The organism is Streptomyces canarius (assembly GCF_014650735.1).
GTDB classification, from domain to species: domain Bacteria; phylum Actinomycetota; class Actinomycetes; order Streptomycetales; family Streptomycetaceae; genus Streptomyces; species Streptomyces olivaceoviridis.
On the sequence record NZ_BMVN01000009.1, the window covers coordinates 184,097 to 202,415 of the forward strand.

An 18,319-nucleotide genomic window follows, 5' to 3' on the forward strand; every position below is an offset into this window, starting at 1 on the left:
GCCTCAGGCGCCCTCGAAGCTCCTGGCGCGGTGGCGGCGGTGCAACTGCCGTACCTCGTCCACCAGTTCGGGCACCGGTCCCTCCACGGCCACGTCCGGCGCGATGTCCCGCACGGGCAGCGTGCGCACCGGGGGCGCGGGCACGCCCAACTCGGCCAGCAGGGCGGAGAGCTGGACGGAGGAGACGATGTACACGATCCGGCCGAGCCCCACCCAGGCGTGCGCCGCCGCGCACATCGGGCAGTGCTCGCCGGAGGTGTAGACGGTCGCCGCGGCACGCTCCTCGGGCGTCAGGTGCGCGGCCGACCAGCGGGCCAGCTCCAACTCGGGATGCCGGGTGCGGTCCCCGTCCGCCACCCGGTTGCGGTCCTCCGCCAGCACCGTCCCGTCCCCGGCCACGAGCACCGACCCGAAGGGCTCGTCCCCGGCGTCCAGCGCCTCTGTCGCCAGCTCCACACAGCGGCGCAGATACCGCAGCTCACTGTCCCGTACCATCGGCCCGCCTCCTCACGGCATGATCTCCGGCAGGGCAGGCTACGACCACCGCGGCCGACCCGGCCAGCGCGTTTGCCCCAGCGGCAACAGCCGGTCGCCGCGCCGGGAAGGCGTACCGGCGCCCGGCCGCGACCGTCGCGAGCGCCAGCAGGACCGGCGGCAGCGCGGTCCAGGGCAGCGCCCCGGCGCCCGCGGCGTCCAGCGCCAGACCGCCGGTGAGCGAACCGGCGGCGATGCCCGCGTTGTACACCGTGGTCTGCAACGAGGTCGCCACATCGGCGTCGGCCGGCCCCGACGCGTCGACCAGCGCGGTCTGGATCAGCGTGGGCGCCCCGCCGAAGGCCACGCCCCACAGCGCCACCGCGCCGACCAGCAGCCCGGGCACCCGGGCGCCCAGGCCCAGCGCCGGCGGCACGGCGGCGACCAGGGCGAGCGCCATGAGCAGGGTGGGGCGTGGCCTTCGGTCGGCCAGCACGCCGGTGAGCCAGATGCCGGCCACCGTCGCGGACCCGAACGCCGCGAGCAGCACGCCCGTACGGCCGTACCCCGCGTGCGCGGCGAACGGGCCGAGGTACGTGTACATCACCTGGTGCCCCAGCAGCAGGAACAGCGTCACGGACAGCACCGGGCGGATCCCGGGGCGTACGGCGACCCGGACCAGGGGCACGCGCGCGTGCGGCGGTTCGCCCGGGAAGCCCGGCACCCGCAGCCGTACCCAGCCCACGAGCAGCACGGCGAGTACGGCGAGCGCCCCGAACGCGGACCGCCAGCCGATCGCTCCGGCCAGCGTGGTACCGGCGGGCACGCCCAGCGCCAGGGCCAGTGTGATCCCGGCCAGCACCACCGCGATGGCCCGGCCGCGCCGCTCGGCCGGCACCATCCGGGCCGCGTACCCGGCGAGCATCGCCCACAGCGTGCCGCCCATCGCCCCGGCCAGCAGCCGGGCCGCGACGGTGAGCGGGTACGACGACGACAGCGCGACCAGGGCGTCGCTGACGGCGAACCCCAGCAGCGTGCCGCAGAGCACCGGCCGCCGGGGGAGTCCCCGCAGGGCCGCGGTCACCGGGATCGCGGCCACGAACGAGGCGGCGGCGTACGCGGTGACGAGGAAGCCGATCCGGGACTCGGCCACCCCCAGCGGGGGCGCCATCGCGGGCAGCAGGCCCGCCGGGAGGAGTTCGGTCAGTACGGCGGTGAACGCGGCGCAGGACAGGGCGAGCAGCCCCGACCACGGCAAGCGACCGCCCTTGACCTGGGAGGACAGGGTCATGCGACCATGGTCGAAGCCTCACATCAGTGTGAAGGTCAAGCGTCAGTCCGGAGGCCGGCATGCGGATCGGTGAGCTGTCCCGCCGTACGGGCGTCCCCACCCGGCTGCTGCGGTACTACGAGGAACAGCACCTGCTCCACCCGGAACGCACCGGCAACGGCTACCGCAGCTATCCCGAGTCGGCGGTCGCGCGGGTGGGGCAGATCCGCGGCCTGCTGGACTCCGGTCTGACCACCGGGATGATCCGCGTGATCCTGCCGTACCTCTGCGGTCCGGATCACCTCGTGCCGGCTCCCGAGGACGTGCCGGCGGAGACGGCCGCCCTGCTCCAGGGGCACATCGACCGCATCCAGGCCCGCATCGACTGCCTGGCCCGCAACCGCGACCGCCTCACCGCCTACCTGGCGGCGGTACGGCCGGACGGCCGCTGACTTCCTGCCACATCTTCCGGGTCTGCCCGGTAAATCCTTTGTGTCTGCCCGGTCGGCGTGCTGAAGTGGGGACATGGATCATGCCTCAGTGCTCGCTGTGTACGACCGGGACCTGCGCGAGGGTGCCCGGCCCGACGGACCCGGGGCCCGGATCGAGCGGGCCGACGGGGTGGTGCGCCAGGTCGCGGACGCGCACGGCTGGAACGGCGTGCTCTGGTCCGGCCTGGGCGCGGCGGACGTGGACCGGACCGTCCGCGAGCAGATCGCCTACTTCGGCGGCCTGGGTCTGGACTTCGAGTGGAAGCTCTACGGCCACGACGAGCCGGCCGAGCTCGGCGACCGGCTGCTCGCCGCCGGATTCCGGGCCGAGCCCGCCGAGACGCTCATGGTGGCCGAGGTGGCCGGGCTGCCGCTGGACACCGCACCGCCGGCCGGCGTCCGTTTCGTCGAGGCCGGCGATCCGGCCGGCGTCGACCTCGTCGTGGACGTGCACGAGAGGGTCTTCGGGACCGACGGCGGCGGCCTGCGGCACCAGTTGCTCGCCCGCCTGGCCGCCGACCCCGGCACGGTCGTCGCCGTGGTCGCCCTCGCCGACGGCGAACCCGTCGCCGCCGCCCGGATGGAGCTGGTGCCCGGCACCCGGTTCGCCGGGCTGTGGGGCGGCGGCACGGTCGCGGCCTGGCGGGGCCGGGGCATCTACCGCGCCCTGATCGCCCACCGCGCCCGCGTCGCCGCCGCCCAGGGCTACCGCTACGTCTACGTCGACGCCTTGTCCATGAGCCGCCCGATCCTGGCCCGCCTCGGCTTCCACGCGCTGAGCACCACGACGCCCTACGTGTACGAGAACTGACTCAGCGACGGGCCCGGCTCCGGTCCAGCGCGGCCACTCCGACGGCCGCCAGGGCTATCTGGATGAGCCACTCGATCCAGTCGGGCCCCTTCGTGTCGGCGACCCCCAGCCCGGCGGCGATCGCCGAGCCCAGCAGCGCGGCCACGATGCCGACGACGATGGTCCACAGAGCCCCGATGTGCTGCCGTCCGGGGACGACCAGCCGCCCCAGCACACCGATGACGAGGCCGATGACGATGGCGCTGATGATGCCCGAGATCTCCATGGCCGCCCCTCCTTGAGTTCTTGTTGGTGATCCCCGCTGATGTGGCATGTGCCCGCTGTAAGCGGAGCCACTCCGCTCCTGTTGCCCGCGGAAGCCTCTGTTCACCGCCCCTTCATGCCATGTACCTTTCAACCGTTCGACGCGTGTAGAACCCTCAAGCGGGTTCTACGCGCGCAGACTTGGCGCCCGCACCGCCCTCTTCCCCACCCCTTCACGGAGGTTCGACGGATGCCCGGATCCGAAAGATCCCGCCGCATATTCACCACCGCCCTGGCCGGCCTGGGCCTGTTGGTCACCGGAGCCGCCCTCCAGGTCGGCACCGGCGCCCCCGCCCACGCGGCGACCACGCACCGCGTCCTGTTCGACAACGCCCACGCCGAGACGGCCGGCAACGCCGACTGGATCATCTCCACCAGCCAGCCCGACCCGCTCGGCCAGGACTCCACCCCGTCCGCCGAGACGGACTGGACCGGCGCCCTGTCCTCCTGGGGCGTGGCGCTCCAGAAGACCGGCGGCTACAGCCTCAAGACCCTGCCGTCGGGCTCCAGCCTCGCCTACGGCGGCACGTCCGCGACCGACCTGTCGAACTTCGACACGCTGGTCCTGCCGGAACCCAACACGCCGTTCACCAGCGCCGAGAAGACGGCGATCATGAACTTCGTGAAGAACGGCGGCGGTCTGTTCATGATCTCCGACCACACCGGCGCCGACCGCAACAACGACGGCTACGACGCGGTCGAGATCTTCAACGACCTGATGACGAACAACAGCGTCGACTCCACCGACCCGTTCGGCTTCTCCGTCGACTCCCTGAGCATCAGCTCCGACCACCCGTCCGCGATCGGCGACAGCACCGACCCGGTGCTCCACGGCTCCTTCGGCACCGTCACCAAGAGCCTGATCGCCAGCGGTACGACCGCCACCCTCAAGCCGGCCGACAACGCGGCCGTCAAGGGCCTGCTCTACCGCACCGGTTACTCCGGCAACACCGGCGCCTTCTTCGCCACCAGCACCTTCGGCAGCGGCCGGGTCGCGTTCTGGGGCGACAGCTCACCCATCGACGACGGCACCGGCCAGTCCGGCAACACCCTGTACGACGGCTGGAACGACTCCAGCGCCACCGACGCGGCCCTCGCCCTCAACGCCACCGAGTGGCTGTCCGGCGCGAGCGGCAGCAGCGGCGGTGGCGGTGGCGGCACCTGCACGGCCGCCCAGCTCCTGGCCAACCCCGGCTTCGAGTCCGGCGCCACCTCCTGGACCGCCTCCAGCGGTGTGATCACCAACGACACCGGCGAGGCCGCCCGCGCCGGCTCCTACAAGGCCTGGCTGAACGGCTACGGCTCCGCCCACACCGACACCCTCGCACAGTCGGTGACCATCCCCGCCGGCTGCACGAGCGCCACCCTGAGCTTCTACCTCCACGTCGACACCGCCGAGACGACCACCTCGACGGCCTACGACACCCTCAAGGCGCAGGTGCTGAGCAGCAGCGGAACGGTGCTGTCCACCCTCGCGACCTACTCGAACCTGAACGCGGCGAGCGGCTACACCCAGCGCGGCTTCAACCTCGCGAGCTACGCCGGCCAGACCGTGACGATCAAGTTCACCGGCACCGAGGGCTCCACGCTCCAGACGTCGTTCGTCCTCGACGACACCGCGCTCACCGTGAGCTGAGCTGAGCTGAGCCGGGACAGGACAGGGGGGTGGGCCGCGAAGGCCCACCCCCCTGTGGCGTCAGGCCGCCGGCACCGTCCGCTCCGGCGTGTTCCACCCGGACACCCGCACACCCGGTGCCGAGCCGCGCAGGTCGGCCGTCCGGTAGGTGGCGGTCAGCGTCACCGACTCGCCCGGCCACAGGCTCACCTCGTTGTCCGACCAGCGCACCGGCAGCACGGGCCTGCCGCGCCCGTCCACGAGGTGCACGTCCGTCAGCAGCGCGGGGGTCTTGCCGCTTCCGCTGTGGCGCAGGGTCACCGTCGTGGTCGCGGTGCCGTCCGACGAACGCGTCGTCGCCGTCGCCGTCACCGGGACCGGTGCCATCGAGGCGAGCCCCTTCATGTCGGCGTAGCTCGTCGTCGGCGTGTGGTACCAGGTGGTGCCGTCCCAGTCGAGGGTGTCGGGCCGGGTGGAGAGCCAGTACACGTTCCGGCTCACCTCCGTGCCGTGCGCGTCCGTCAGCACCAGCCGGAGCAGATATGTCTGCGACAGCCCGCTCACCGAGGACGGCAGGGTCAGCGGTGTGCCGTGCGCCCCGCCCCCGTCCACCGCCACGCCGGTGACGGTCCTGTCGTACTTCTGCGTGCCGTCGGGGTCGTACAGCGTGGCCCGCGCGGTGAGGCCCTTGGCGGCGGCGGGCCGGTTGTTCACCACCACGACCGAGCGGTCGTCGTAGGAGTACTGGATGTGCAGCGGCTCGTTCGCCTTCTTCGCGCCGTAGTAGGAGCCGTTCTGGTCGAGGTAGCGGTCGGTGAGCTGCCAGTGCAGGGACGTCCAGCCGCTGTTGAACATCCAGTGGATCATCCCGGTGGCGGGCCGGTCCTGGTCGGTCGCGTTGCGTCCGTACGCCTCGAACTGGGCGCGGACGTTCTCGTACTGGGCCAGCTGGGCCTTGCGGACGTAGTCGGTGAGACCGGTCGGGGCGCCGTAGCGGCCGGCGAGGGCGTCGTCGTAGATCTTCAGCGTGCCGAAGACGGGGGACGGCGAACGGTGGTACTGCCTGGCGTCCGGGTCCTTCCACAGGGTGTCGAGTTCGGCGGGCGTCATCATCCGGCGCAGGGTGTCGAGGGTGGGGATGCTCGGACCCGCGCTGGTCTCGGAGTTGAACCCGGTCGCCCCGCCCTCCCGCTTGGCGTACCAGTAGCCGGGTGGCACCCAGTCGTAGGGGCCGGTCATCTTCATGCCCGAGCTGCCCAGCCGCGGGGAGGACCGGTCGGAGGCGGAGGAGACGACGGGCGTGGGCCAGTCGGCGGACTCCAGGGCGTCCAGGTAGGTCTTCTCGATCTTCGCGTCGGGGGCGAAGTCACTGCCGATCAGGAAGGAGACGACGCTCGGGTGGTCACGCAGCCGCGCGGCCTCGGCGGCCATGGACGCCCCGGCGACCGGGTAGTCGGCATCGGTCCACCGGTCGCCCTTCTCGCTGCCGTTGACCTGGCCCTCCCATTTGTTGCAGCACTCCCAGCCCGGCAGGGTGAGCACGCCGTGGCGGTCGGCCAGGTCGAAGAACTCGTCCGGTTCCAGGTGGCCTTCCAGGCGGAGGGTGTTCAGGCCCAGGTCCAGGGCGTACTTCAAGCGGTCCTCGACATAGGCGGGATCCCAGCGCAGGAACTCGTCGGGGGACCAGCCGCCGCCCTTGATCAGCAGCTTGCGGCCGTTGATCCGGTACTGCCGGGCGCCGTCGGAGTCCAGCGGGGCCTTCACGTCCCGGATGCCGAAGGTCTCGTGCGCGGTGTCCGACGTCGTGCCGGCCACGGTGGCGGTGAGGTCGAGGTCGTACAGCGGCTGCCCGCCCATGCCGGCCGGCCACCACACCTTCGGGTCGGTGAGGTGCAGGCCGGGGGTGTCGGCGGGGGAGAAGGTGACGGTCTTCGTCTCGTGTGCCGCGAGCGACACCGTCGTGCGGAACCCGGTCCCGTCGACGCTGCCGGCGACCTCCGCCGTGACCGGCGCGTCCGTGTCGTTGCGGGCCCGGGCCTTGACGGTCAGGTCGGCCGTGGCGAGCGACGGCACCGCCAGCTCGGTGACCACGTGCGCGTCGCGCAGCGCGACCGGGCCGCCCCTGCGGACCAGGACGTCCCGGACGATTCCCATGTTCTGGTCGGGCGGCGGCTGGATCCAGTCGATCCAGCCCATGGTGAGGTCCTTGAGCGGATCGTTGGGCCGGACGCGGAAGGCGACCGTGTTGGTGCCGGACCTGACCAGCGGGGTGATGTCGAGCTCGTGGTGGGTGTAGGCGCCGGTCACCTCGGCGGCCTTCGCCACCTGCCGGCCGTTCACGTAGACGTCCGCCGCCGAGACGACCCCGCTGAAGTCGAGGGAGGTGCGCTGCCGGGTGTCCCCGACGGCGAAGTCGGAGCGGTACCACCAGGGCACCTCGAAGTCGGCCCGGGGGATCTTCTGCTGGTCGGTGGAGTGGAACGGGTCGGCGTACACGCCGTTCGCCAGCAGCGCGGCCAGCACCGTGGAGCGTGGGCCCGCCGGATACCAGTCCCGCGCCGGATAGCCGGGGGAGGACACGGCCGCCGCCGAGTCGCCCACCTTCGCCGTGGACTGGACGGCGTAGCCTGCCAGCGGGGTGCTGGTGCCGGCGGCGGAGGGGACATGGGTGATCCGGACGGGCCGGCGGGACTCCGCCGTGTCCCGGGGGCCGGCCCAGGCGCCGATGGCCAGGGAGCCGGCCAGGGCGAGGAGCGCGGCGGTCAGGGGGAGCCGGCGGGCGGGGCGAGGGAACACGGCGGTCTCCAGCCTCGTAAAGTTAGGAAACTTTACTAACCCAGGCCACGCTAGGGCGCGCCACGGGGCGTGTCAACGACCCCCGCCGTGGAGGCCGTTGCACGGGTCAGGTTCCGGCCGTACGGCGTTCGAACACCAGGTCGCGGGCCGTGTCCAGCGCCGTGGCCACCGCCCCCAGCAGGACGGCGTCCTCGCCGAGCCGGCTCGGCGCGATCCGGGGCCGCAGCGGGGTCAGCGCCCGCAGCCGCTCCCGTACGGGCCGCAGCAGCAGATCGACACTGTGCCCGACACCGCCACCCAGCACCACGAGGTCCGGGTCGAGCACGGCGGCGGCAGCCGCCACGGTGTGCGCTATCCGCTCGCCCTCCAGCTCCACCGCCCGCACGGCGCCCGGATGTCCCTGCCGGGCCGCGTCGAACACGGCCTTCGCCGTGAGCTGCCCGTGCATCCCGAACCGCCGGGCGGACTCCACCACCGCCACCCCCGACACCGCGTCCTCCAGCCGCTCCGGCTTCTGCCTGCCGTGCCACGGCAGGAAGCCGATCTCCCCGGCCAGCCCGCGCGCGCCCGTGAACAGCCGCCCCTCGCTGACCACCCCCATCCCCAGGCCGGTGCCGATGAGGATGTACGCGAAGAGCCGGCTGCCCGCGCCGACGCCGTAGGTGTACTCGCCGAGCGCCGCCAGATTGGCGTCGTTGTGCACCTCCAGCGGCACACCCAGCTCCGTGCGTATGCCGTCCACCAGCCCGGCCCGTCCCCAGCCCGGCAGGTGCATCGCGTAGCGCACCCGCCGCTGCCTCTCGTCGTACACCCCCGGCGTGCCCACCACCCCGTGCACCACCTCGGCCGGGTCCACGCCCGAGTTGGCGATCACCTGGCGGGCGGTGCCCACGACCAGGTCGGTGAGGGCGGCCGAGGCGCGGGCCCGGTTGCGGATGTCGGCGCGGGCCACGACCGTGCCGTCCAGGTCGACCACCGCCACGCGCAGCCAGCCCCGGCCGATGTCCACGCCGAGCGCGTACCCGGCGGCCGGATCGGGGGCGTAGAGCACGGCGGTGCGCCCGCGCTCCGGGGCCTGCGTGCCGACCTCGTGCACCAGGCCGGCCGCCGCCAGCGAGGCCAGCGCGCTGGAGACCGTCGGCTTCGACAGGCCCGTCTCCCGGGCCAGTTGGGCACGCGAGGAGGCGCCGAGCGCGCGCAGCCGGTCCAGCAGCAGCCGCTCGTTGGTACTGCGCAGACGCCGGCGGCTCCAGGGCTGTTCCGGCTGCTCTACGACGTCGCTGGCGGGCATCGCACCATTCTCGTGCATTCCTGTCGCACACTTGACGCCTCTAGTAAGGCTCCTTAACTTTATCCGCCAGTCACCCTCCGCCGGGCGTCGCGCGCCCGTCGCGTCAGGAGTCCCCCATGTCCGGTAGCCCGCCACCCCCGGGTGGTTTCGTCCGCCGTGTCGGTCTGTTCCAGGCCACGGCGATCAACATGAGCCAGATGTGCGGCATCGGGCCGTTCGTGACGATCCCGCTGATGGTCGCCGCGTTCGGCGGCCCCCAGGCGGTCATCGGGTTCGTCGCCGGCGCGGTCCTGGCGCTGTGCGACGGCCTGGTCTGGGCCGAGCTGGGCGCCTTGCTGCCCGGCTCCGGCGGGAGTTACCTCTATCTGCGCCAGGCCTTCCAGTACCGCACCGGCCGTCTGATGCCGTTCCTGTTCGTGTGGACGGCGATGCTCTTCATCCCGCTGATCATGTCCACGGGTGTGGTCGGCTTCGTCCAGTACCTCGGCTATCTCGCCCCCGGCCTCGGGCAGACCGCCGGTGACCTGATCGGCCTCGGCGCCATCGCCCTGGTGGTGGTCCTGCTCTGGCGCGGCATCGAGCACATCGCCCGGATCACCGCCGTGATGTGGACCGTGATGATCGCCTCCGTGCTGCTGGTGATCGTCGCCGCCGCCACTCACTTCAGCCCACACATGGCCTTCACCTACCCGGCCGGGGCCTTCAATGTGATGAGCAACCACTTCTGGCTCGGGTTCGCGGCCGGCCTGACCATCGGCATCTACGACTACCTCGGCTACAACACGACCGCCTACATGGGCGCCGAGATCAAGGAGCCCGGACGTACGCTGCCGCGCTCCATCCTCTTCTCGATCCTCGGCATCATGGTGATCTACCTGCTGCTTCAGATCGGCACCCTCGGTGTGATCGACTGGCACCGGATGACCGACCCGCACGACATCGCCTCCTCCTCCGTGGCCTCCGCCGTGCTGGAGGAGACCTGGGGCAAGGGCGCGGCCGACACGGTGACCGTGCTGATCCTGATCACCGCGTTCGCCTCCGTCTTCGCCGGCCTGCTCGGCGGCTCCCGGGTGCCCTACGACGCCGCCCGCGACCGGGTCTTCTTCCGCCCGTACGCCAAGCTGCACCCGAGGCACCGCTTCCCGATGCTCGGCCTCGCCACCATGGGCGTGATCACCGCCGTCGGCTTCCTGATCGGCCGCCACACCGACCTCGCGACCCTGATCCAGTTGCTCACCACGGTGATGGTCATCGTGCAGGCACTGGCCCAGATCGTCGCGCTGACGGTGCTGCGCCGACGCCGGCCGGACCTGCCCCGTCCGTACCGGATGTGGCTGTACCCCCTGCCGAGCGTCATCGCCTTCGTCGGCTGGTGCGTGATCTACGGCTACGCCGACAAGAACTCCCCGGGCCGTCATCCCATCGAGTTGTCCCTGGCCTGGCTGGCCCTCGGCGGTGTGGCCTTCGTGATCTGGGCGCGACTGGAGAAGGTGTGGCCGTTCGGCCCGAAGGAGGTCAGCGAGGAGACCGGCGCGGAATCCCCGGGGGCGGTCACGGCAACGCCCTTGGCATGAGCTAGAGTTACCGCCATCGAAGCGCACCTCCCCGGCCGGACCGCAGTCCGCCGGGGAGGCTTCGGTTCATGACCGACATCATGACCGCGGACGTCACCGTCCGCCCCGCGACCCCCGAGGACCGGCCCGCCGTGGAGCGGCTGTGGCTGATGTTCCGCCACGATCTGTCCGAGTTCACGGGGTTCACGGGGTTCACGGGCCTCCTGCCCGCCGCCGACGGCACCTTCCGCAGTGCACGCGTGACGTACGCCTTCACGGAGCCGGGCTGGGCGCCGTACCTGCTGACCTGCGGAGAAAACCCCGCCGGGTTCGCCTTCGTCCGCGGGCTCGACGGTCCGGTCCGCGTGCTGAACAGCTTCTTCGTGGTACGCGGCGCCCGGCGCCGGGGCATCGGGCTGCGGGCCGTGCGCGAGGTGCTCACCCGGCACCCGGGGCCGTGGGAGATCGCCTTCCAGCAGGACAACCCGGCCGCGGTGAGCTTCTGGCCGCGCGTCGCCGGGGACCTGGCCGGCGACGCGTGGACCCGGGAGCCACGGCCGGTGCCGGGGCGGCCGGACCTGCCCGCGGACATGTGGATCTCCTTCACGGTGACCGGCTGACCGCGCCGGATCACAGGGGCTTCCTGGACCGCGACGACGAGGGTGGACGCGCGGACGTCGCGTCGGGCCGGCCGGCCGTGCCGCCCCACCCGAAGTCGCTGCGGGAGACCGGTCGGACCCTGCCGCGGAAGCCGTGGCCGGTGCCGTCCCGGTGACCGTCCGCCGCGCGGACGCGGGAACGCGGAGGCCGGTCCGCCGGGGGCGGACCGGCCCCGCGTTCTTCCCTTCCTTTCCTCGGTCTCCTCTTCGAAGGCTCTTACGGCTCTTCCACGGCCGGCTCTTCCACGGCCGGCTCTTCTACGGCCTGGGGGCGCTCTTCGCCGCCGTACCGGCGCATATCAGTCCGAGGACGAGGGCCAGGGCTCCGATGACGATGTTGTTGATGACGACGCCCGTGTCCGGGCCCCTGCCCACGATCCACGGAGCGATGATCATCCAGATGCCCAGGGCACACATGGCCCAGCTCAGGCCGTACATGCGCTCGGGTGCCCGGGTGAATCCCAGTGCCAGCAGGCCTATCGCGATGCCCATGATCAGGTTGTGGGTCATGAGGGCGGGCTGGCTGGCCGTGTAGTGCAGGATCCACGGGGAGGCGGCGCAGTACAGGCCGAGCAGGAACACCGGCCCGTCCACGAGCGCCACATCACGACCGCCGAGCATGCGGGCGTAGCGGTCCCGCATTTCGGAGACATCGGGGTGGCTCGATATGTCACCCCTGTGCAAGTTGGCCATGAGTCGTCTCCTTTGACGTTGCAGGCCAGACCGCGTCTGGTGCGGCATTGCGATAAGCGCCGCATGCTCCAGTTTGCCCTTATTTCTTCCTTATGTGTAGAGCTTGGGCAGCGGTCTCTGGCCACTGCCGCTGGAGGCTGCCGCGCCGGGGTGCCGACCCCGCACGCCGTGGGCCGCGGACGGGCCTCGCCGGGGGACCGGTGCGTCGAGGTCGAACACCTGTTGCCCTGGCATGTCCACCACGCTTCGGTGGCACACGCCGCGCCCCGGGGGCCCGGCGGAGCCCCTTGCCGCCATGGAAGGGCTCACCAGGGGCGCCCGCGATACTCCTGGTGATGTTCGGCGGCCCCGGCCGGGCCGGCGGGGGCCGCTCAACCGCGGCTCCGCGCCCGTCTGAACCGGGCCAGCCCGTCGGCGAGGTCGACGATCGGCTCCGGATACGCGGCGACGAGCTCGCGGTCGGGGCCTGCCGGCTTCCACGGCTCGTGCACCGCCGCGCCCGCCACCTGCTTCAGTTCGGGCACCCACCGCCGCACGTACGCCCCGTCGGGGTCGTACCGCCTGGCCTGGAGCAGCGGGTTGAGGACCCGGTTGGGGCGGGTGTCCGTGCCGGTGCCCGCGACCCACTGCCAGTTCAGCTGGTTGTTGGCCAGGTCACCGTCGACCAGCCACTCGAGGAAGTACCGGGCCCCGACGCGCCAGTCGACGTACAGCGTCTTCGCCAGGAAGCTCGCCGTCAGCAGCCGGGCCCGGTTGTGCATCCAGCCCTCGTGGCGCAGCTGGCGCATCGCCGCGTCGATCACCGGCCAGCCGGTACGGCCCTCCCGCCACGCCTCGATGTCCTCCCGGGCCGTCCGCTCGGACCGCCAACGGTCGTGCCGGGTGCGGTAGTCGGCGACGGCCGCGCCGGGCCGGGCCGCCAGCACCTGACGGTGGAAGTCCCGCCAGGCGATCTGCCGCACGAACGCCTCCGCTCCCGGACCGCCCGCGCGGCGCGCCCGGTGGACCAGCTCGACGGGGGACACCGTGCCGAAGTGCAGGTGCGGGGAGAGCCGGGAGGTCGCGTCCCCGGCCAGGTCGTCGTGGCGGTCGGCGTAGAGCGCGATGCCGGAGCGGAGCCAGGCGGCGAGCCGCTTCCGGCCGGCCGCCTCGCCGCCCTCCGCCAGCCCCGGCGAGGTTCCCGGCAGCGAGGCCCGGGACGGCAGCTCCTCGGAGCCGATGCCGGGCGGCACGGGGACCGAGCGGGGCGCACCCAGGACGTCCCGCGGCCGTTGTCGCGACCACTGCCGGAAGTACGGCGTGAACACCGCGAAGTGGTCCGAGGAGGCAGGGGTCACCTCGCCCGGCGGCACCACCGTGGTCACGGCCTCGTGCACGTGCAGCCGCCGCCCTTCGGCCTCCAGGGCGCGCCGCAGTCGCCGCTCCCGCGACCGGGCGTAGGCACTCGCGTCGGCCGCCATGTGCACCTCGTCGGCGTCCGCCTCGGCGGCCACCGCGCAGACCTCCTCCACGACGTCGCCGGAGCGCACCACCAGCCGCCCGCCACGCTCACGGAGCCCGGTGTCCAGGTCCCGCAGGCAGTCGGCGAGGAACGCCAGCCGATTGGGTGCCGCGAAGCCCGCGTCGGCCACGCCCCGGTCGCGGACGAACAGTGGGACGACCTGACGGGGGCCGTCCAGCGCGGCCCGGAGCGGCGGATGGTCGTGCAGGCGCAGGTCGGCGGTGAACAGGACGACCGAGACATCCATGGCGCGGCTCCGGAACGAGGAAGAACGAACGAGAAACGAGCGAGAGGGGACAACCGGTCACTTCCGTCCCGGTGGGTCCGGCGGATGCGGCGTCAGCGTGCGACTTCGGGGCCCTGCCGGGCCGCCGCCCGCGCGATGTTGCGGGCCATCCCGCCGAAGACCACGGCGTGGAACGGTGAGACGCTCCACCAGTACGCGTGGCCCAGCAGCCCGCGCGGGTGGAACAGGGCCCGCTGCCGGTAGCGGCTGCGACCGTCGCCGGCCGGTTCCGCGCACATCTCCAGCCAGGCCAGCCCGGGCAGGCGCATCTCCGCCCGCAGCCGCAACAGGTGACCCCGTTCGATCTCCTCCACCCGCCAGAAGTCCAGCGAGTCACCCGCCCGCAGGCGCTCCGCGTCCCGTCGGCCCCGGCGCAGGCCCACCCCGCCGACCATCCGGTCCAGCCACCCCCGCAGGCTCCACGCCAACGGGAAGGAGTACCAGCCGTGCTCTCCGCCCACGCCCTCGATCACCCGCCACAGTTCGTGCGCCGGGGCGTCCACCACCGCCTCGCGACGGTCCGTGTACAGGCTGCCGCCGGCCCAGTCGGGGTCGGTGGGCAGCGGATCACTGGGCGCGCCGGGGACAGCGGCGGACGACCAGCGGGTGGTCACGCGCGCCTCGCGTACCCGGCGCAGGGCGAGTCGTACGGCCTGCTCGAAGCCGAGCGGATACCCCGGCGGGTCGGGCAGATACCGGGCGATGTCGTGCTCGCGGCAGACCACCTCGTGGCGCAGCGACTCGGTCAGCGGGCGCGCGATGGACGCCGGGACGGGCGTGACGAGCCCCACCCAGTGGCTGGACAGGCCGGGGGTGAGGACCGGCACGGCCACGATGAGCCGCCGGGGAAGCCCCGCGACACGCGCGTACCGGACCATCATGTCCCGGTACGTGAGGATGTCCGGCCCGCCGATGTCGAAGGCCCGGTTCACGTCGTCCGGCAGGCCCGCACTGCCGACCAGCAGCCGCAGCACGTCCCGCACGGCGATGGGCTGGATACGGGTGCGCACCCAGCTCGGCGTGACCATCACCGGCAGCCGTTCGGTGAGGTAGCGCAGCATCTCGAAGGAGGCCGAGCCCGAGCCGATGATCACGGCGGCACGCAGCACGGCGGTCGGCACGCCGGAGGCCAGCAGGATGCGGCCCACTTCCGCCCGGGACCTCAGGTGCGGGGAGAGCCGGTGCGCGGGCACCCCGGACGGTGTGAGACCGCCGAGGTACACGATGCGCCGCACACCGGCCGCCTTCGCCCGTTCCCCGAAGACGCGGGCCGCGCGGCGGTCGGTGTCCTCGAAGTCCCTGCCGCTGCCGAGCGCGTGCACCAGGTAGTACGCCACGTCGACGTCCCGCATCGCCCGGGCGACCGAGTCCGCGTCCGTGACGTCCCCCCGCACGACCTCCGCCTCGTCCGCCCACGGGTGGTCGCGCAGCTTCTCGGGGGAGCGGGCCAGGCAGCGCACCCGGTGCCCGGCGGTCAGCAGTTCGGGCACGAGCCGGCCGCCGATGTAGCCCGTGGCTCCCGTCACCAGGCAGCGGAGCCGGCCCGTCGAGTCGTCGTGGTCCATTCCGTGCAGGCCCTCCGCGTCGGTGGTCCCCCGGGAATCACTTCCCGCCGGGCCCGGCGGGCGGATGCGTGTCGTCCCATCGGACGAACGTCCGGGCGCGTCCGTGTGTGGATGTGTCCGTGCGCGTTCGGGTGTCCGTGCGTTCGTGCGCGTTCGTGCGCGTTCGTGCGGGTTGGGTTCGTGCGGGTTCGTGCGTTCGTGCGTCCGAGCGTCGGCCGGTCGGCCGCCACCGGTCGGCCGCATGGCCCGCCGCGCGGTGCCGAGGACCGGATGCGGTGACATGTCCTCAGCGATCGGGGGCAGCCGGTCCGGTACAAGCTGTACATTCCGTTCGGTCAGCGACGCAGGAGGTGTCCGCCGCCATGAGTGCCAAGGTGCTGGAGCGATTCCCCGCAGGGGCTCCGCGTGGATCGTGGCCCGCGGAGGAGTACGCCGCCGCCCGGCGCGCCGAGGGCGAACCGGCGACCGTGGTCATGGACTTGAAGTCGGACGCGTTCCTCGTCGTGGTCGAGGCACAGGAGGAGGGCGGCCGGGCCTGAGGCGTTCCCTTCGGTCCCACAGGAGGCGTTCCCGATTTCCCGCCACGCCTTCCTTCTCTTCCCCGGTCCGCCATACGAGACCGGTCGGGAATTCCTTGACGGCCGTCGCCGGCTGCTGCCACGATCACGGCATGACGATGCGACTGGACCTCACGCGGCGACGCCATGTCGACCTCGCACGCGTCTCCAGCGCCTCCTGTCGCCCCACGGCCTGATCCGCGATTTCCCGCCGGTCCCGTCAGGCCTCCCCTACGCGTGACTCGCCTGCCCTCTCCGCCCTTTCGGCACCGGAATTCGGCCTGCCCGGAAATCCCGCCGGGCAATTGCGCAGTGGGAATCCCACAGTGGGAATCCCGCAGTTCTGGGGTTCTTCAGTCCGCGCAGTTCGCTGGTTCCTGGAGTTCGCGGGTTCGCGGGGTTCTCGGGTTCTCGGGTTCGCGGAGTCCGTTGGGTCCCGCATGCCTGAGCGCCTGTGACATCCGCCTGCCGGGTCCCCGCCTGACCGCCGAGCCGGAATCCGCTCCCCTTCGACTTCACCGGGCGCCCGTCCCCGTGCGCGCGTGCCCGGCGCACCCCAGAAACGAGGCACCCATGGCCACCGTCCTGTCCGTCTCCGGCAGCCCCTCCGCCTCCTCGCGCACCGGCCGTCTGCTGCGCCACCTGGACCAGCGGCTCGTCGCCCAGGGCCACGAGGTCATCCCGCTCGACGTCCGTACCGTCCCGGCCGAGGCGTTGCTCGGCGCGGACTTCCGGCACCCCGCCATCGTCGAGGCCACCGAACTGTTCGCCCGCGCCGACGGCGTCGTGGTCGGCACCCCCGTCTACAAGGCGTCGTACTCCGGCGTCCTCAAGGCGCTCCTGGACCTGCTCCCGCAGTACGCGCTCACCGACAAGACCGTGCTGCCGCTCGCCACCGGTGGCTCCACCGCCCATGTGCTCGCCATCGACTACGCCCTGCGCCCGGTGCTGAACTCCATGGGTGCCGCGCACATAGTCCAGGGCTGGTTCACCCTCGACAAGGACATCACCGTGCGGGAGGACGGCGCGGTGTCCCTCACACCCACCACCGCCGAGGCCCTGGGGCACGTGGTGGACCAGTTCGCCGCGGCCCTGGACCGCGCCCCGTTGCTGGCGGCGGCGAGCTGACGACGCCGGCTGCCGGATGCCGGCACCCCCGCCCCTCGGTGTGCGCACCGCCCCAGGCCTCCGCCCCCCGGCGACGCGCACCGCTCCACACCGCACCGCTCCACCCGGCCGCCCCGGTACGGCCTGCTCTGATCGGAGTCCCCGCGTGTCCCTCACCTTCCACTGGTTCCTCCCGACCAACGGTGACAGCCGCCATGTCGTAGGCGGCGGCCATGGCACCCCGGCGACCGCCTCCGGCCGGGACCGGCCGCCGACCGTCGCCTACCTGAGCCAGATCGCCCGGGCCGCCGAGGACCTGGGCTTCGCCGGCGCGCTCACCCCGACCGGCGCCTGGTGCGAGGACGCGTGGCTGACCACCGCGATGGTCAGCCAGAACACCGAGCGGCTGAAGTTCCTGGTCGCTTTCCGGCCCGGCTTCGTCTCACCCACGCTCGCCGCGCAGATGGCGTCCACCTTCCAGCGGCAGACCGGCGGACGGCTGCTGCTCAACGTCGTCACCGGCGGCGAGAGCCACGAGCAGCGGGCCTACGGCGACTTCCTCGACAAGGACGCCCGCTACCGCCGTACCGGTGAGTTCCTGCACATCGTGCGGCAGTTGTGGGAGGGCAAGTCCGTCGACCTGCGCGGTGAGCACCTCCATGTCGAGGACGCGAAGCTCGCCCGGGTACCCGACCCGGTTCCCGAGGTGTACTTCGGCGGCTCCTCGCCCGCCGCCGGAGAGGTCGCGGCCCGGTACGCCGACGTGTACCTCACCTGGGGCGAACCGCCCGCGCAGGTCGCCGGGAAGATCGCCTGGATCCGGAAGCTCGCCGCGGAGCACGGCCGTACCCCGCGCTTCGGGATCCGGCTGCACGTCATCACCCGGGACACCTCCGCGCAGGCCTGGGCGGAGGCGGACCGGCTGCTCGACGGCTTCGACCCGGAGACCGTACGGGCCGTCCAGACGGGCCTCGCACGCAGCGAGTCGGAAGGCCAGCAGCGGATGCTCGCGCTGCACGGCGGCAGCCGGGAGAGCCTGGAGATCCACCCCAACCTGTGGGCGGGCATCGGCCTGGTGCGCGGCGGCGCGGGCACGGCGCTGGTCGGCAGCCATGAGGAGGTCGCCGAGCGCATCAAGGAGTACCACGCCCTCGGCATCGACGAGTTCGTCCTCTCCGGCTACCCGCATCTGGAGGAGGCCTACTGGTTCGGCGAGGGCGTCCTGCCCCGGCTCGCCGCACAGGGGCTGTGGACACACCCTGACAGCAGGGCCGCCGCATCGGCGGAGGTGCCGTTCGCGGGCTGAGCGAGCGGCGGGCAGCCGGCCGGCCCGGTGACGGGGGGAGC

The 18,319-nt window shown here is 72.5% G+C and carries 16 protein-coding genes; 8 read left to right on the forward strand and 8 right to left on the reverse strand.

Translation table 11 applies throughout. The annotated features are described in order from the left end of the window. Positions 1 to 3: 3 nt before the first annotated feature. Positions 4 to 495: a nucleoside deaminase gene (locus IE294_RS15990; protein ID WP_189886497.1), complete on the reverse strand. Its 492-nt coding sequence runs from the start codon at positions 493 to 495 to the stop codon at positions 4 to 6. Next, the gene (locus tag IE294_RS15995; protein ID WP_189886498.1) at positions 479 to 1,765 is read right to left on the reverse strand and encodes an MFS transporter; all 1,287 of its coding nucleotides are present in this window, start codon (positions 1,763 to 1,765) and stop codon (positions 479 to 481) included. The genes IE294_RS15990 and IE294_RS15995 overlap by 17 nt, the downstream gene beginning before the upstream one ends. A 59-nt stretch (positions 1,766 to 1,824) precedes the next feature. Between IE294_RS15995 and IE294_RS16000 the strand changes: the two genes are divergently transcribed. Both IE294_RS16000 and IE294_RS16005 read left to right on the forward strand, forming a co-directional pair. Beyond that, positions 1,825 to 2,196 carry a MerR family transcriptional regulator gene (locus IE294_RS16000; protein ID WP_189886500.1) on the forward strand — a complete coding sequence of 124 codons (372 nt, stop codon included), beginning with the start codon at positions 1,825 to 1,827 and terminating at the stop codon, positions 2,194 to 2,196. A gap of 73 nt (positions 2,197 to 2,269) precedes the next feature. After that, entirely contained in the window at positions 2,270 to 3,046 is a 777-nt protein-coding gene (locus IE294_RS16005; RefSeq protein WP_189886502.1) for a GNAT family N-acetyltransferase, read from the forward strand. A gap of 1 nt (position 3,047) precedes the next feature. Here the strand turns inward: IE294_RS16005 and IE294_RS16010 are convergent, their stop codons facing one another. Continuing rightward, a complete protein-coding gene (locus IE294_RS16010) occupies positions 3,048 to 3,311 on the reverse strand; it encodes a GlsB/YeaQ/YmgE family stress response membrane protein (protein ID WP_189886504.1) in 264 nt (87 codons plus the stop codon). A 228-nt stretch (positions 3,312 to 3,539) separates the two neighbouring features. Between IE294_RS16010 and IE294_RS16015 the strand changes: the two genes are divergently transcribed. After that, complete coding sequence (locus IE294_RS16015) at positions 3,540 to 4,985, forward strand: hydrolase (RefSeq protein WP_189886506.1); 1,446 nt, start codon at positions 3,540 to 3,542, stop codon at positions 4,983 to 4,985. Between the two features lie 60 nt (positions 4,986 to 5,045). Here the strand turns inward: IE294_RS16015 and IE294_RS16020 are convergent, their stop codons facing one another. Together IE294_RS16020 and IE294_RS16025 are read right to left on the reverse strand one after the other, a co-directional pair. Then, complete coding sequence (locus IE294_RS16020) at positions 5,046 to 7,760, reverse strand: glycoside hydrolase family 2 protein (RefSeq protein WP_189886508.1); 2,715 nt, start codon at positions 7,758 to 7,760, stop codon at positions 5,046 to 5,048. Positions 7,761 to 7,866: 106 nt separating this feature from the next. Beyond that, on the reverse strand, positions 7,867 to 9,051 hold the full coding sequence (locus IE294_RS16025; RefSeq protein WP_189886510.1) for an ROK family protein: 1,185 nt from the start codon (positions 9,049 to 9,051) through the stop codon (positions 7,867 to 7,869). Positions 9,052 to 9,167: 116 nt separating this feature from the next. On the opposite strand from IE294_RS16025, the gene IE294_RS16030 reads away from it, so the two are divergent. Further along, the gene (locus IE294_RS16030) at positions 9,168 to 10,625 is read left to right on the forward strand and encodes an APC family permease (protein WP_189886512.1); all 1,458 of its coding nucleotides are present in this window, start codon (positions 9,168 to 9,170) and stop codon (positions 10,623 to 10,625) included. 68 nt (positions 10,626 to 10,693) lie between these two features. Next, a complete protein-coding gene (locus IE294_RS16035; protein ID WP_189886515.1) occupies positions 10,694 to 11,224 on the forward strand; it encodes a GNAT family N-acetyltransferase in 531 nt (176 codons plus the stop codon). A 297-nt stretch (positions 11,225 to 11,521) separates the two neighbouring features. Here IE294_RS16035 and IE294_RS16040 read toward each other — a convergent pair whose 3' ends face one another. The 3 genes from IE294_RS16040 to IE294_RS16050 all read right to left on the reverse strand — a co-directional run bounded on the left by IE294_RS16040 (position 11,522) and on the right by IE294_RS16050 (position 15,308). Then, complete coding sequence (locus tag IE294_RS16040; RefSeq protein WP_189886517.1) at positions 11,522 to 11,956, reverse strand: SPW repeat protein; 435 nt, start codon at positions 11,954 to 11,956, stop codon at positions 11,522 to 11,524. A 371-nt stretch (positions 11,957 to 12,327) separates the two neighbouring features. After that, positions 12,328 to 13,704 carry a cryptochrome/photolyase family protein gene (locus IE294_RS16045; RefSeq protein WP_189886519.1) on the reverse strand — a complete coding sequence of 459 codons (1,377 nt, stop codon included), beginning with the start codon at positions 13,702 to 13,704 and terminating at the stop codon, positions 12,328 to 12,330. Between the two features lie 92 nt (positions 13,705 to 13,796). Further along, positions 13,797 to 15,308, reverse strand: a complete 1,512-nt coding sequence (locus IE294_RS16050) for an SDR family oxidoreductase (RefSeq protein ID WP_189886521.1) — start codon at positions 15,306 to 15,308, stop codon at positions 13,797 to 13,799. A gap of 362 nt (positions 15,309 to 15,670) precedes the next feature. On the opposite strand from IE294_RS16050, the gene IE294_RS16055 reads away from it, so the two are divergent. From IE294_RS16055 to IE294_RS16065, 3 genes are all read left to right on the forward strand, one after another. Further along, positions 15,671 to 15,847: a DUF8839 family protein gene (locus tag IE294_RS16055; protein ID WP_167360873.1), complete on the forward strand. Its 177-nt coding sequence runs from the start codon at positions 15,671 to 15,673 to the stop codon at positions 15,845 to 15,847. Positions 15,848 to 16,438: 591 nt separating this feature from the next. Continuing rightward, positions 16,439 to 16,993, forward strand: coding sequence for an NADPH-dependent FMN reductase (gene ssuE / locus IE294_RS16060; protein WP_189886523.1), 555 nt, complete (start codon positions 16,439 to 16,441; stop codon positions 16,991 to 16,993). A 145-nt stretch (positions 16,994 to 17,138) separates the two neighbouring features. Next, the gene (locus IE294_RS16065) at positions 17,139 to 18,278 is read left to right on the forward strand and encodes an LLM class flavin-dependent oxidoreductase (protein WP_189886525.1); all 1,140 of its coding nucleotides are present in this window, start codon (positions 17,139 to 17,141) and stop codon (positions 18,276 to 18,278) included. Positions 18,279 to 18,319 lie beyond the last annotated feature (41 nt).